This is a genomic window from Paraburkholderia sp. J11-2, from assembly GCF_905220185.1.
In the GTDB taxonomy this organism is placed as follows: domain Bacteria; phylum Pseudomonadota; class Gammaproteobacteria; order Burkholderiales; family Burkholderiaceae; genus Paraburkholderia.
The window spans coordinates 1-13,613 of the sequence record NZ_CAJMYY010000035.1; the positions used below are offsets into that span (position 1 = coordinate 1).

Annotated in this window: 13 protein-coding genes; 11 read left to right on the forward strand and 2 right to left on the reverse strand. The window is 63.9% G+C overall.

The window, feature by feature from the left end; all coding sequences use genetic code 11:
* Nucleotides 1–111: 111 nt before the first annotated feature.
* From U5A57_RS35005 to U5A57_RS35025, 5 genes are all read left to right on the forward strand, one after another.
* Nucleotides 112–1,482: a Rieske 2Fe-2S domain-containing protein gene (locus U5A57_RS35005; protein WP_321916243.1), complete on the forward strand. Its 1,371-nt coding sequence runs from the start codon at nucleotides 112–114 to the stop codon at nucleotides 1,480–1,482.
* Nucleotides 1,479–1,967, forward strand: coding sequence for a benzoate 1,2-dioxygenase small subunit (gene benB / locus U5A57_RS35010; protein WP_321916244.1), 489 nt, complete (start codon nucleotides 1,479–1,481; stop codon nucleotides 1,965–1,967). Before U5A57_RS35005 ends, benB begins: the two co-directional genes overlap by 4 nt.
* Nucleotides 1,968–2,030: 63 nt before the next feature.
* Nucleotides 2,031–3,053 (forward strand): benzoate 1,2-dioxygenase electron transfer component BenC, encoded by a 1,023-nt coding sequence (benC, locus tag U5A57_RS35015; RefSeq protein ID WP_321916245.1) that lies wholly within the window; start codon nucleotides 2,031–2,033, stop codon nucleotides 3,051–3,053.
* The gene (benD, locus tag U5A57_RS35020) at nucleotides 3,050–3,826 is read left to right on the forward strand and encodes a benzoate diol dehydrogenase BenD (RefSeq protein ID WP_321916246.1); all 777 of its coding nucleotides are present in this window, start codon (nucleotides 3,050–3,052) and stop codon (nucleotides 3,824–3,826) included. The genes benC and benD overlap by 4 nt, the downstream gene beginning before the upstream one ends.
* Nucleotides 3,827–3,901: 75 nt before the next feature.
* On the forward strand, nucleotides 3,902–4,636 hold the full coding sequence (locus U5A57_RS35025) for an ABC transporter substrate-binding protein (protein WP_321916247.1): 735 nt from the start codon (nucleotides 3,902–3,904) through the stop codon (nucleotides 4,634–4,636).
* 342 nt (nucleotides 4,637–4,978) lie between these two features.
* Here U5A57_RS35025 and U5A57_RS35030 read toward each other — a convergent pair whose 3' ends face one another.
* A complete protein-coding gene (locus U5A57_RS35030) occupies nucleotides 4,979–5,125 on the reverse strand; it encodes a hypothetical protein (protein WP_321916248.1) in 147 nt (48 codons plus the stop codon).
* Here U5A57_RS35030 and U5A57_RS35035 point away from each other — a divergent pair.
* From U5A57_RS35035 to U5A57_RS35050, 4 genes are all read left to right on the forward strand, one after another.
* Nucleotides 5,124–6,284, forward strand: coding sequence for a porin (locus U5A57_RS35035; RefSeq protein ID WP_321916249.1), 1,161 nt, complete (start codon nucleotides 5,124–5,126; stop codon nucleotides 6,282–6,284). The two genes, U5A57_RS35030 and U5A57_RS35035, sit on opposite strands and share 2 nt — an antisense overlap.
* 253 nt (nucleotides 6,285–6,537) lie before the next feature.
* Complete coding sequence (locus U5A57_RS35040) at nucleotides 6,538–6,915, forward strand: MarR family winged helix-turn-helix transcriptional regulator (protein WP_321916250.1); 378 nt, start codon at nucleotides 6,538–6,540, stop codon at nucleotides 6,913–6,915.
* A 55-nt stretch (nucleotides 6,916–6,970) separates the two neighbouring features.
* Nucleotides 6,971–8,239, forward strand: coding sequence for a M20 family metallopeptidase (locus U5A57_RS35045; protein WP_321916251.1), 1,269 nt, complete (start codon nucleotides 6,971–6,973; stop codon nucleotides 8,237–8,239).
* On the forward strand, nucleotides 8,236–8,958 hold the full coding sequence (locus tag U5A57_RS35050) for a trimeric intracellular cation channel family protein (RefSeq protein WP_321916252.1): 723 nt from the start codon (nucleotides 8,236–8,238) through the stop codon (nucleotides 8,956–8,958). Before U5A57_RS35045 ends, U5A57_RS35050 begins: the two co-directional genes overlap by 4 nt.
* A gap of 2 nt (nucleotides 8,959–8,960) precedes the next feature.
* Here the strand turns inward: U5A57_RS35050 and U5A57_RS35055 are convergent, their stop codons facing one another.
* Complete coding sequence (locus U5A57_RS35055) at nucleotides 8,961–9,512, reverse strand: isochorismatase family protein (RefSeq protein WP_321916253.1); 552 nt, start codon at nucleotides 9,510–9,512, stop codon at nucleotides 8,961–8,963.
* 370 nt (nucleotides 9,513–9,882) lie between these two features.
* Between U5A57_RS35055 and U5A57_RS35060 the strand changes: the two genes are divergently transcribed.
* On the forward strand, nucleotides 9,883–10,986 hold the full coding sequence (locus U5A57_RS35060) for a porin (RefSeq protein WP_321916254.1): 1,104 nt from the start codon (nucleotides 9,883–9,885) through the stop codon (nucleotides 10,984–10,986).
* Nucleotides 10,987–11,038: 52 nt separating this feature from the next.
* On the forward strand, nucleotides 11,039–13,564 hold the full coding sequence (locus tag U5A57_RS35065; protein ID WP_321916255.1) for a glucose/quinate/shikimate family membrane-bound PQQ-dependent dehydrogenase: 2,526 nt from the start codon (nucleotides 11,039–11,041) through the stop codon (nucleotides 13,562–13,564).
* The last annotated feature ends 49 nt before the right edge of the window (nucleotides 13,565–13,613 follow it).

A 13,613-nucleotide genomic window follows, 5' to 3' on the forward strand; every position in this document is an offset into this window, starting at 1 on the left:
CTGCGAGGCGGCGGTGTGAAGACACAGCCGCCGCCAGTTTTACCGCGATCATCATTCGACACCGATGCAGGAACTCCGTACCGCGTGTGGAGTATGCATAGGAGAGCTAATATGTCAGCCATCATCGACAAAGCCAGTGACCTGGATCACCTGCTGTCCACCGCCGTGCAGGACGACAAGCAAAACGGTGTATTCCGCTGCCGCCGGGACATTTTCACCAATGCCGACCTGTTCGAACTGGAGATGAAATACATCTTCGAGAAGAACTGGGTGTACCTCGCGCACGAAAGCCAGATTCCTGAAAACAACGACTACTACACCACGTGGCTGGGCCGCCAGCCGGTCGTCATCACGCGCGACAAGACCGGCGCGCTGAACGCCGTAATCAACGCGTGTGCACACAAGGGCGCCATGCTGTGCCGGCGCAAGCACGGCAACAAGGGCAGCTTCACGTGCCCGTTCCACGGCTGGACGTTCTCCAACACCGGCAAGCTCCTGAAGGTCAAGGACGAAAGAACGACCGAGTACCCCGTGCAATTCAACAAAGAGGGTTCTCACGACCTGAAGAAGGTCGCGCGCTTCGAGAGCTATCGCGGCTTTCTGTTCGGCAGCCTGAATGCCGACGTGCAGCCGCTCGAAGACTACCTCGGCGAAGCGAAGATCATCATCGACCAGATCGTCGACCAGTCGCCGAACGGCCTCGAAGTGCTGCGCGGCAACTCCTCGTATATGTACGACGGCAACTGGAAGATGCAGATGGAGAATGGCTGTGACGGCTATCACGTCAGCACCGTGCACTGGAACTACGCCGCGACCATGGGCCGGCGCAAGGAAGACGGCACCCAGGCGGTGGACGCCAATAGCTGGAGCAAGTCGGTGGCGGGCGTATATGGCTTTGACCACGGCCACATCCTGCTGTGGACCAATACGATGAACCCGGAAGTGCGGCCGGTGTACAAGCATCGCGAGGAAATCAAGGCGCGCGTGGGCGAAGTGCAAGCGGATTTCATCGTCAATCAGACGAGAAATTTGTGTGTCTACCCGAACGTGTTCCTGATGGACCAGTTCAGCACGCAGATTCGCGTGGTGCGCCCGATCAGCGTGGACAAGACCGAGGTGAACATTTTCTGCTTCGCGCCGAAGGGCGAGAGCGCGGAAGATCGGGCAACGCGCATTCGCCAGTACGAGGACTTCTTCAACGTCACGGGCATGGGCACCGCCGACGACCTCGAAGAGTTCCGCGCATGCCAGACCGGTTATGCGGGCACCACGGCCATGTGGAACGATCTCTCGCGCGGCGCGCCGCTGTGGGTCGAAGGGGCGGACGAAAACGCGAAGAAGATGGGCCTCAAGCCGATCATTTCCGGCGAGCGCAGCGAAGACGAAGGTCTGTTCGTGGTCCAGCACGAGTACTGGGTGCACGCCATGCGCGACGCCCTCGAGCAGGAGATGCATCACGAACAGGCAGGAGCGCAGGCATGAGCAACGACTACCAGAAAATCTGCGCCGCACTGTACCGCGAAGCGCGCCTGCTCGACGATCGCCAGTGGGAAGAATGGCTCGCCTGCTACGCCGAAGACGTCACGTACTGGATGCCCGCGTGGGACGACGATGACCAGCTCACCGACGACCACCAGTCGCAGATCTCGCTGATGTACTACCCGGATCGCGGCGGCCTCGAAGACCGTGTGTTTCGCATCAAGACCGAGCGCAGCGGCGCTTCGATGCCGGAGCCACGCACGAGCCACAACGTGACGAACGTGGAAGTGCTGGCGGATCGCGGCGACGAAGTGGAGGTGCGCTACAACTTCCACACGCTCAGTCATCGCTACAAAACCACGGACAGCTTCTTCGGCACAATGTTCGTCACCTTGCGCAAGCGCGGCGACGACTTCCTGATTGCCAGCAAAAAGATCGTGCTGAAGAACGATTACATCCGGCAAGTACTCGACGTTTATCACGTTTGAAGTCTCGTTTAAGTCTTATTTGACATCGAGACCCGGTTTCAACATGGGTATGAAGGAGACACCATGTCCAGCTACAAGATTGCACTGAATTTCGAAGACGGCGTGACCCGTTTCATCGAATGCAAGGCAGGCGAGAAGGTCCTTGACGCTGCGTTTCGCGCGCGCATCAACCTGCCGATGGATTGCTCAGACGGCGTGTGCGGCACCTGCAAGTGCCGCGCGGAAAGCGGCAGCTACGACCTGGGCGAAGACTATATCGAAGACGCGCTGACCGAAGACGAAAAGGACAGCGGTCTCGTGCTCACCTGCCAGATGGTGCCGCAGAGCGACTGCGTGATCGCGATTCCCGCGTCTTCAACGGTGTGCAAGACCGGGCAGAGCACGTTCGCAGCCACGGTGACGAAGGTCGAGCAGCACAACGACGCGGCGATCGTGCTCGAACTGGACGTCGACGCAACGGGCCCCGTGTTCCTGCCGGGCCAGTACGTCAACATCGACGTGCCGGGCAGTGGTCAACATCGTTCGTATTCCTTCTCTTCTGCGCCGGGCGAATCGAAAATCAGCTTCTTGATCAAGAAGATTCCGGGCGGCGTGATGAGCACCTGGCTCGAAGCCGCGCAACCGGGTACGAAGCTCGATTTGACGGGGCCGCTTGGCAGCTTCTATTTGCGCGACGTGGCGCGTCCGCTGCTGTTCCTCGCAGGCGGCACGGGTCTCGCGCCGTTCCTCTCGATGCTGGAAGTGCTCGCGCGCACCAACGCGCAGCAGAAGGTGCACCTCATTTACGGCGTGACGCGCGACCTCGACCTGGTGCTGGTCGAAGCCATCGAGGCCTACGCGGCGAAACTGCCGAACTTCAGCTTCGCGACTGTCATTGCCGACGCGGATTCGAATCATCCTCGCAAGGGCTGGGTCACGCAGCACATTCCCGCCGACGCCTTGAACGATGGCGACGTAGACGTGTATCTGTGCGGGCCGCCGCCGATGGTGGACGCCGTACGCAAGTATTTCGATGACGAAGGCGTGAAGCCTAACAGCTTCCACTACGAGAAGTTCACCCCGAACGTCGTTCCGAAGGCGGCATGATCATGCAACGATTCGCAGGCAAGGTCGTCGTCGTCACCGGGGGGGCGCAGGGAATTGGCCGCGGCGTCGCGCTGCGCGCGGCGGCCGAAGGTGGCAAGGTCGTGTTCGTCGATCGCGCCGATTTCGTGGGCGAAATCGCGGCAGAGGCGACGGGCGCTGAAACGGCGGGCTTTGTCGCCGACCTCGAAACGTATGAAGGCGCGAAAGCGGCCATGGACTTCGCCGCGAAACACTTTGGCGGCATCGACATTCTCATCAACGGTGTGGGCGGTGCCATCCGCATGCGCCCGTTCGCGCAATTCGAGCCGGCGCAGATCGATGCGGAAATCCGCCGCTCGCTCATGCCTACGCTCTACACGTGTCACGCCGTGTTGCCGCATTTGCTCGCGCGCGGGCGCGGCACCATCGTCAATGTTTCCTCGAACGCCACGCGCGGTATTCGCCGCGTGCCGTATTCGGCGGCGAAGGGCGGCGTGAATGCGATCACGCAATCGCTGGCGATGGAGTATGCGGAGCACCATATCCGCGTGGTCGCCACGGCGCCAGGCGGCACCGAAGCGCCGCCGCGCCGCATTCCGCGCAACGCCGCCGGCGACAGCGAACAGGAAAAGGCCTGGATGGGCGAGGCGGTGCGGCAGGTCACTGAGTCGACATTCTTCAAGCGCTACGGCACCCTCGACGAACAGATCGCGCCGATTCTGTTTCTCGCTTCGGACGAGGCGAGCTATATCACCGGCTCGGTGTTGCCGGTCGCCGGCGGCGATACGGGCTGAGCGAGGCGCGCACAGGCGGGGTGCGCGGCCGGGGTGATATGCTCGAAGGCCCCTGATTGTCGTGCCGCCATCGCCATGAATATCGATCCTGCCGTCGTCAAAGCCTTCGCGCCCACGGGTACGTTGCGCGCCTCCATCAACCTCGGCAATCCGATTCTCGCGAATCGCGATGCGGCGTCGGGCGAACCGTTCGGCGTTTCCGTCGATCTCGCACGCGCGTTCGCGCAGCACCTGGGCGTGCCGCTCGAACTCGTCGTGTTCGACGCGGCGGGCAAGTCCGTCGAAGCCGTGAGCGACGAGCGCGCGGATTTCGGCTTCTTCGCCGTCGATCCCAAGCGAGGCGAGACGATCGCGTTCACCGCGCCTTATGTGTTGATCGAAGGCTTTTATCTGGTGCGCAACGATTCGCTCGTGCGCACCAATGCCGAAGTCGATCAGCCGCATAACCGCGTGGCGGTGGGCAAGGGCAGTGCGTACGATCTCTTTCTCTCGCGCGAATTGAAGCAAGCGGAGATCGTGCGCGCGCCGACTTCGCCAACCGTCGTGCAGACCTTCCTCGATCAAGGGCTTGAAGTCGCCGCGGGCGTGAAGCAGCAACTCGAAGCCGATGCCGCGAAAGTCGGCGGTTTGCGCCTGCTCGACGAACGCTTCATGGTGATTCGCCAGGCGATGGGCGTCGCGAAGCGCCGCGGTCCGCAGGCGGCCGAAGTGCTCGGCGCGTTTGTCGAAACCATGAAAGCGTCGGGATTTGTGGCAGAGGCTTTGAAGCGTCACGCAATAGCGGGCGCGTCGGTTGCACCGGCTGCCTGAATGAATGGCGTCACGTCAAAATGAGCGCGCATTAATACAAGAATCAACGCACTCTGAGGGCCGATTTCGGCGACAGTTCTCAATGCGGTTAATCGGTCTTTCTCGCCGGTTTTAATGCGTCATATCGAAAGCATTATGTAATTTGTCCGGCAATATTCACGCCCCGCACATTCCTCGACGCGCGTCGAGCCTTGCCCGGCGCGGTTGTGCCATCGACGCCACGCCGCTCGAATTTCGACACCATTTTTATTTTCTACGCCCTATGATGCGGGTGTTCGATTCGCGCCGTACTCGCCGCTCGATTCCCATTTCGTCATTGCATTATCAACATCGATGAATTGCTCAATTCGCAATAATCATCGACGGGTAGATTTTTTCTTTTGAATCTGCACCGAAATGGAATGCGCGCGTATGAGATTGCACGCCGATGGTGCCGGCTGCCTGAATTCGATGCATTAACCCACCGCCCAATCCGGAGCTTGAAAACATGAAAAAATCGCTACTCGCCGCGGCCCTGCTGAGCGCCTTTGCCATTTCGGCACACGCGCAAAGCAGCGTGACCCTCTACGGCCTGATCGATACCGGTCTCGTCTACACGAACAACCAGTTCGGCCACAGCAACTGGCAGCTCAACAGCAGCTCCACGCAGAACACGGTATTCGGCCTCAAGGGTTCGGAAGATCTGGGCGGCGGTCTGCATGCGATCTTCAAGCTCGAACAAGGCTTCCTGCTCAACAACGGCGCGCAGGCGTTCTCGGGTCTGGGCTTCGGTTCGCAAGCCTGGGTCGGCATGCAAAGCGATCCGTACGGCACGCTCACGTTCGGCCGCCAGTTCGACGTGATGAACGACCTCGTGGGCCCGCTCACGGCGGAATTCAACACGTGGGGCGGCAGCCTCGCGGCTCACCCGTTCGAGAACGACAACCTCGCGGCGAACTCGGTGGTCATCAACAATTCGGTCAAGTACGCGAGCCCGACCTGGTACGGTGTGACGTTCGAGACGATGTACTCGTTCAGCAACAAGGCCGGCGACTTCGCGAACAACCGCTCGTACGGCTTCGCCGTGTCGTATAGCCAGGGCCCGCTGAACCTCGCGGCCGGTTACCTGCAGTTCAACAACGCGGGCACCGGCAGCGGCGCGGTCACCACGAGCGACACGAGCGCGAACTTCCTGGCTGAACGTCAGCGTGTCTGGTCGCTCGGCGGCAACTACACCTATGGCCCGGCCACGGTGGGTCTCGTCTGGAGCCACTCGCAGATCGACAACGCCGCAGGCGTCTACTCGTTCGGCACGGGCACCTACCTCGGCTCGAACGACGACTCCGCAGGTTCGCTCGCCGGTTCGCTGCGCCTCGACAACTTCGAAGCGAACGTGAAATACGCGCTCACGCCGGCATGGAGCGTGTCGGGTGCGTACACGTACACGCACGGCGCGTACAACGGCTCGAGCCCGGGCTGGAACACGGCAATGCTGCAAACGGACTACGCTATCAGCAAGCGCACCGACTTCTACCTGGAAGGCGTGTACCAGAACGTGCATGGCGCACCGGAAGGCTCGGTGCTCTCGCATGCCATGATCAACACACTCTCGCCTTCGTCGACCGATACGCAGGTCGCCGTCACGGTGGGCATGCGCCACGCGTTCTAAGTCGGTTCAGCGAGGCTGACCTCGGCGGGCATCTGTCCCCGCCGAACGTTTTCCCCCGCGCGGCGGTTCTCCTCTCAAGAGGGAGCCGCCGCGTTGTCGCATCTGCGCCCGCTCAATCGTGCTTACCGGTTCTAGATAGTTGAAATTTTCAACTATTTGACTATACTGGCGTCCAGTTGGCGCACTGGACGGAAGCACGCATTTGTATTCAGATTTCCTCACATTCAGGCTCGATCAAACGAGTGCCCTGCTGATGGATCGCGCCAACGCGGTCTACCGTGAGCGCTGGGGTCTCGACGTGCGTGCCATGCGCGTGCTGCGCATCATCCGGGCCGAACCGGGCATCACGCCCAAGGCCGTTTCTCAGCTCGCGCTCATCGAAAAAACGCTGCTTTCCAAAACGCTCGGCGAACTCGAGTCGCGCGGTCTGATAGGTCGTGGCGCGCACGCGACGGACCGGCGCAGCGTTACACTGCGCGTCACGCCAGAGGGCGCGAAGGTGGCGAGCGCCTCTGAAAAAGCAGGCTCGAAGCTCGAGTCCGAACTCGCTGCCGTGCTCACCGACCACGAGCGCAAGACGCTCGACCAGTTGCTCGCCAAGCTTGCGCAGAGCCTGATCGAGCGCGGTTGAGACCGCGCCTTGCCTGACTGACAAAGTGATTGAATCAAGCATGAAGGAGTCGTCCATGCCGAAGCTGGTCGAAACCGTGGCGCCCGCCATCGGCGCGCTGCTACCCGAACTCGAAGCGCTCTACAAGGATCTGCACCAGCATCCTGAACTCTCGATGCAGGAGTTCCGCACGGCGGCGCTCGTGGCGGAGCGCATGCAAAAGCTCGGTTACGAAGTCTCGCGCGAAGTCGGCGTGACGGGCGTGGTGGGCGTGTTGCGCAACGGCGAGGGGCCGGTCGTGATGCTGCGCGCCGACATGGACGCGCTGCCCATGGCCGAAGCCACCGGCCTGCCGTATGCGAGCACCGTGACCGCCAAAGACGAAGAGGGCGTGCAGGTGGGCGTGGCGCACTCGTGCGGGCACGATCTGCACGTGACCTGGCTGCTAGGCGTGGCGCAGTTGATGGCGGCGCATTGCGACGCATGGAGCGGCACGCTGCTTGCCGTGTTCCAGCCCGGCGAAGAAGTGGGGCGCGGCGCGCGCAGCATGATGGACGATGGCATGATCGAGCGCTTTCCGAAGCCCGACGTGATTCTCGGCCAGCACGTGATGGTGGGCCCGGCTGGCACCGTGGGCTATCGCAGCGGCGCGATCCTCTCGGCGGGCGACAGTCTCAAGGTGAAGCTGTTCGGCCGCGGCTCGCACGGCTCGCAGCCGCAAACGTCGATCGACCCGGTGATCATGGCGGCTTCCACCACGCTGCGCCTGCAGACGATCGTCTCGCGCGAAATCTCTCCGAGCGAGCGCGCGGTGCTGACAGTGGGCTCGCTCCAGGCAGGCACCAAGGAAAACATCATTCCCGACGACGCCACGCTCAAACTCAACATGCGCACCTTCGACGAAGACGTGCGCGAGTACATGCTGGGCGCGATCCGCCGTATCTGCTGCGCCGAATGCGCGGCCTCGAATGCGCCGCGCGATCCGGAGTTCACGACGCTGTCGAGCTACCCGCTCACGGTAAACGACGTCGCCACCACGGCGCGCCTGCGCAAGGCGTTCGAAGCGTGGTTCGGCGAGCGCGCTTACGAAACGCCGCCGGCCGCCGCCAGCGAGGACTTCAGCGTGTTCGGCCGCGAATGGGGCGTGCCGTACGCGTTCTGGTTCGTGGGCGGCACCGATCCCGAGGTCTATGCGCAAGCCAGGGCCGCGAAGAAGCTCAACGAGATTCCGAGCAACCACTCGCCGAAGTTCGCGCCGGTGCTCGACCCCACCTTGCGCGCCGGCCTCGAGGCGATGCTGTGCGCGGCCGGCGCGTGGCTTGGCCGCGAAAGCGAGGCGGCGTGAGCGTGGCAATCGGCGCGGAAGTGGGCGCGCATCTCAACGCTCACACGGCCTATACGGCACTCGACCTGATCGGCACGTTCGCCTTCGCGATCTCCGGCGCCGTGGCCGCGCGGCAGCGGCGGCTCGACCTGTTCGGCATCGTCGTCGTGAGCTTCATGGTGGCGTGCGGCGGCGGCATCATCCGCGATCTGTGTATCGGTGCGGTGCCGCCGGCAGGGCTCGCAAACTGGGCCTATCTCGCGGTGACGTTGCTGGCTACGGGCCTCACCATTGCCGCGTATCCGCAGGTGCGGCGGCTGCGTCACCCGGTGCTGCTGTTCGATGCAATCGGGCTAGGCCTCTTTGCGGTGGCGGGCGCGCAGAAGGCGCTTGCGTATAGCCAGAGCGCTGAGCCGGCCATCATCCTTGGCATCGTGAGCGCGGTGGGCGGCGGCGTGATGCGCGACATGCTGCTCTCGCGCGTGCCGGCCATTCTCGATCGCGAGATCTATGCGTCGGCGGCGCTGCTTGGCGCCGCCGTGCAGGTGGGGCTCACGTATGCGGGCTGGTCGACGTTCTGGACGCCCTGGGTGGCCGTGATTTCCTGCGTGGCGTTGCGGCTGGCTTCGCTCTATTTCGGCTGGCGTTTGCCGGTTTTCCATACTGTGCGGCCGGCTCAACCGCAGCCGACACAGGGCGGCGACGCCGCGAAGGCAGACTCGCGGCACGACGCGCGCTAACTTCAGCCGTCTTGTGCGGGCGTGCCGAATGCAATTTCACCGGTGCGCACCGCGCTGATCTTCGGGCCGAAGCTGCGGATATTCGACAGCGTCGCGTTGTGGTGCGCGCGGATCGACGCCGCATTCGCGTGGGCCTTGTCGTGGGTGGTGTGGGCGTCGGCGGCGAGCGTGACCGCGAGGCCGTTTGCGGCGGCGCGCCGCACCGTCGTGTCGACGCAGAATTCGCTCGCATAGCCGCAGATCACGACGTGATTCACCGCATGCGCGGCGAGCAGGGCGCCCAGGCCGGTGCCGAGAAACGAATCGGGCGTGCGCTTGCCGATGAGGTGGTCGGCCGGGTCCGTCACAAGCGTGGCCGACAGCGCCCACGCGTCGGACCCGCGAACGAGCGCCGTGTCGTCCTCATGCTGGATCAGCACGACCGGCGCACCCGCATGCCTTGCGCGCTGCAACAGCACGTTGATGTTGGCGCTGACCATGGCGATGTCGCCGGGCAGCGGTTCGGTGTCGACAAGCGTCTTCTGAAAATCGATGACGAGCAGCGCAGTGGTCATGGGGAAACGTCCATGAAAAGCGCTGATTCTATCGCGTGTCCGGCCCCCCTTCGCGAGCCCTCGCAATGGCAGGCGCGCCGATACGTCGCCCTGAAATCCAACGGTAATCGTGCTGAACAGCCCACGCATGCGTCGCGCATGGTGCCGCGCGGCACGCAATATGCTTTGCGCCCCCGCGCCGTCGCGGGCGTGCAACTGTGCGTCATTCGTCGTCCAGCCAAAATACGGGATTTCTCACCACGCGCTATGCTTTTTAGTGCGCGATGTGTCCGGCATGCAACCGGGCGCGCCGGCTTGTCTGCACGTTAAACCACGTTATCCGCCCCGGCACGGACCGGACCAAGAAAGAGGACTCCACAAGGGAGCCAACGTGAAAACGACTCTGGGCGCAGTGGTGCTGCTCGCCGCCAGTTCGGCCGCGTGCGCACAATCGAGTGTCACGATGTACGGCCGCGTGGATGGCGGTATCGAGTACCTCAATCACATCGCGAACGGCAACGGCGGCAGTTCGAGCCGCTGGAGCGCCGAAGGCGGCGACTGGGGCACCAGCATGTTCGGCCTCAAGGGCACCGAGGACCTGGGCGGCGGCAGCGCCGCGATCTTCAACCTCGAAACCGCCGTGCAGATCATGAACGGCACCACGGGCGGCGGCCGGCTCTGGTCGCGCCGCGCGTACGTAGGGTTGAAGAACGATACGTGGGGTCAACTGCAAGCCGGCCGTAATCTCTTCATCGACAGCGACGGCGTGTGGGCATTCGATCCGTTCGTGCAGCAGGCGGTGTCGTCGGCCTCGCTCGTGCGCGGCCGCAACTGGCAGCAGACGAGCAACAACATCGAATATCACAGCCCGGTGTGGAACGGCCTCGACGTGCAGGGGCAGTATTCGTTCGGCAATCAGCCGGGCAACTTCAATGCCGGCGCCGAAGGCGAGTTTGGCCGCTCGGACGGCATCATGCTGTCGTACCACTCGACGCTTTTCGACCTGCGCGGCATCTACGACGAACTGCGCGATTCGAGCGGGCGCTTTTCAAACATCTTCACGGCCTCGAAAGAATACTTCGTGGGCGGCAACCTGCGCGTGCAGAAGTTCAAGATCCAGGCCGCGTACACGCATTATTCCGCGCCCGATACGCCGCCCGGCATTTCCGATACCGCCGACCACTACTGGCTGGGCGCGACCTACCAGGCCACACCGAAGTGGGCCGTGACGGCCGCGGGTTTCTATATTCACGTAGGCGAGGGCGGCGGCGACGCCTCGCACGACCCTGCGAGCCACGCCATGCTCTACGCGCTCGGCACCACGTACAACCTGAGTGCGCGCACGTTCCTGTACGGCACGCTCGCGTATGTGAACAACAGCAAGAACGGCACGTTCTCCGTGTTCGCCACGCCGCGCGACTCGAGCACGCCGACCAGCCCCTTGGCGGGCCAATCGCAAACGGGCGCCTACGTCGGGATGATGCACGTGTTCTGACGCCACGTTGTTCCGCCATCGCAGACGACATTCTTCGAGGAAGGTTGAGATCATGGCCAGACTATCGAAACCGCTGGGCTTCATCGGAGTCATCTCCGTGCTGTTCACCTTGCTCACGGCGGTCTATCTGCTGGCTGGCGGCGCGTGGCTCATTTCGCTCGGCGGCTCGCCGTATTACGTCGTGACGGGCGTGCTGCTGCTCGTGTTCGCGTGGCTGTTGTGGCGTGCGAGTCCCTCTGCGTTCGTGCTCTACGCGATCGTGCTGATCGGCACGGCGATCTGGGGGCTCTGGGAGTCGGGGCCGGACTTCTGGGCGCTCGTGCCGCGCTCGGGCGTGCTGGTGGTGTTCGGCATCTGGCTGCTCGTGCTCATGAGCTGGCACCTGGAGCGTCCGCGCCAGTTCGGCGTGCTTTCACTCGTGGTCGGGCTGCTCGTGTGGGGCGGCGTGCTCGTGTATGCGCACTTCAACGACCCGCAGCAGATCAACGGCTCGCTCGCGGCGGTGAGGACCACGCCCGCGCCGAACGTCGATGGCATCGAGCCATCCGAATGGCCCGCTTACGGACGCGACCAGCAAGGCACGCGCTATTCGCCGCTGCAGCAGATCACGCCCGACAATGTGCACAATCTGCAGGTGGCATGGACCTTCCGCACCGGCGACACGAAGGGGCCCAACGATCCGGTCGAGATCACCAACGAAGTCACGCCGATCAAGATCGGCGACCTGCTTTACCTGTGCTCGCCGCACCAGATCCTGTTCGCGCTCGACGCGCAAACCGGCGAACTCAAATGGAAGTTCGATCCGAAGCTGCAGGCCGATCCCTCGTTCCAGCACGTGACCTGCCGGGGCGTGTCGTTCGTGGATCTTTCGGCGAGCGCGAATGCGAGTGCGGGTGATGCCGCAGCGGCGTCGACGCCCGCGGCCGCATCGGACCCCGCGGCGGCTTCGGCAACCGAGGCGGCCGCGCCCGCGAGCGACGCCGCCTCAGCGACAGAAGCCGCCGCGCCGGCGAGCGAAACCACGGCCGTCGCAATGCCTGCCGCCGTGAACGGCGCCTGCACGAAGCGCATTCTGCTGCCCGTGAACGACGGCCACCTCTACGCACTCGACGCGCTCACGGGCGAGCGCTGCGCGGGCTTCGCCAAAAACGGCGATCTCGACCTGCAGCACGCCATGCCGGTAACGACGCCGGGCATGTACGAGCCCACCTCGCCGCCCATCGTCACGAGCAAGGTGATCGTCGTGGCGGGCGCCGTGGAAGACAACTTCTCGACGCGCGAACCTTCGGGCGTGATTCGCGGCTTCGACGTGCGCACGGGCGAGCTGCTGTGGGCGTTCGATCCGGGCGCGGCGGACCCGAACAAGATTCCGGGCCCAGGGGAGCACTACTCGTGGAATTCGCCGAACTCGTGGGCGCCGGCGGCTTACGATGCGAAGCTCGACATCGTTTATCTGCCGATGGGCGTGAAGACGCCGGACATCTGGGGCGGCGACCGCACGCCCGACATGGAGCGCTACGCAACGGGCCTGCTTGCGCTGCACGCGTCGACCGGCAAGCTCGCCTGGTTCTACCAGACCGTGCACCACGACCTGTGGGACATGGATCAGCCCTCGCAGCCCACGCTCGCCGACATCACCGACAAGGACGGCAAGACCGTGCCGGTGGTGTATGCGCCCGCGAAGACGGGCAACCTGTTCGTACTCGACCGCCGCACGGGCGAACTCGTCGTGCCCGCGCCCGAAATGCCGGTGCCGCAGGGCGCGGCGCCGGGCGACCACGTTTCGCCCACGCAGCCGTTCTCGCAACTCACGTTCCGGCCGTCGAAGGACCTCACCGACGCCGACATGTGGGGCGCCACGATGTACGACCAGCTCATCTGCCGCGTGATGTTCCACCAGCTGCGCTATGAAGGCACGTTCACGCCGCCTTCGCTGCAAGGCTCGCTCGTCTTCCCGGGCAACCTCGGCATGTTCGAGTGGGGCGGCCTTGCCATCGACACCGACCGGCAGATCGCCGTGGCGAACCCCATCGCGCTGCCGTTCGTCTCGCGGCTCATTCCGCGCGGGCCGGGCAACCCGATGGAGCCGCAGCCGGGCGCGAAGGGCAGCGGCACGGAGGCGGGCATTCAGCCGCAATACGGCGTGCCTTACGGCGTGACACTCAATCCGTTCATGTCGCCGCTCGGGCTGCCGTGCAAGCAGCCGGCGTGGGGTTACATCTCCGCTGTCGACCTCAAGACCAATCAGATCATCTGGAAAAAGCGCATCGGCACGACGCGTGACAGCTCGCCGATTCCGGTGGCCTTCCGCACGGGCATGCCGATGCTCGGCGGCCCGATGGTGACGGCGGGCGGCGTGATCTTCATCGGCGCGACGGCGGACAACTACATCCGCGCCTTCGACGTGAACAATGGCGCCCGGCTCTGGCAAGCGCGGCTGCCCGCGGGTGGTCAGGCCACGCCGATGACCTATGCGGTGGGCGACCGTCAGTTCGTCGTGATCGCGGCGGGCGGGCACGGCTCGTTCGGCACGAAGCTCGGCGACTACGTGATTGCCTACGCGCTGCCGAAGCAGTGAAGCGCGCGGGAGCCGCCCGGCAGCACAGGGCGGCCGCGGCTAGCGGGTT

What these genes read in the sequence shown, in the direction of transcription:
- U5A57_RS35005 (WP_321916243.1), top strand. Translation starts at nt 112, where the DNA reads ATGTCAGCCATCATCGACAAAGCCAGTGACCTGGATCACCTGCTGTCC.
- benB (WP_321916244.1), top strand. Translation starts at nt 1,479, where the DNA reads ATGAGCAACGACTACCAGAAAATCTGCGCCGCACTGTACCGCGAAGCG.
- benC (WP_321916245.1), top strand. Translation starts at nt 2,031, where the DNA reads ATGTCCAGCTACAAGATTGCACTGAATTTCGAAGACGGCGTGACCCGT.
- benD (WP_321916246.1), top strand. Translation starts at nt 3,050, where the DNA reads ATGATCATGCAACGATTCGCAGGCAAGGTCGTCGTCGTCACCGGGGGG.
- U5A57_RS35025 (WP_321916247.1), top strand. Translation starts at nt 3,902, where the DNA reads ATGAATATCGATCCTGCCGTCGTCAAAGCCTTCGCGCCCACGGGTACG.
- U5A57_RS35035 (WP_321916249.1), top strand. Translation starts at nt 5,124, where the DNA reads ATGAAAAAATCGCTACTCGCCGCGGCCCTGCTGAGCGCCTTTGCCATT.
- U5A57_RS35030 (WP_321916248.1), bottom strand. Translation starts at nt 5,125, where the DNA reads ATGTTTTCAAGCTCCGGATTGGGCGGTGGGTTAATGCATCGAATTCAG.
- U5A57_RS35040 (WP_321916250.1), top strand. Translation starts at nt 6,538, where the DNA reads ATGGATCGCGCCAACGCGGTCTACCGTGAGCGCTGGGGTCTCGACGTG.
- U5A57_RS35045 (WP_321916251.1), top strand. Translation starts at nt 6,971, where the DNA reads ATGCCGAAGCTGGTCGAAACCGTGGCGCCCGCCATCGGCGCGCTGCTA.
- U5A57_RS35055 (WP_321916253.1), bottom strand. Translation starts at nt 9,512, where the DNA reads ATGACCACTGCGCTGCTCGTCATCGATTTTCAGAAGACGCTTGTCGAC.
- U5A57_RS35065 (WP_321916255.1), top strand. Translation starts at nt 11,039, where the DNA reads ATGGCCAGACTATCGAAACCGCTGGGCTTCATCGGAGTCATCTCCGTG.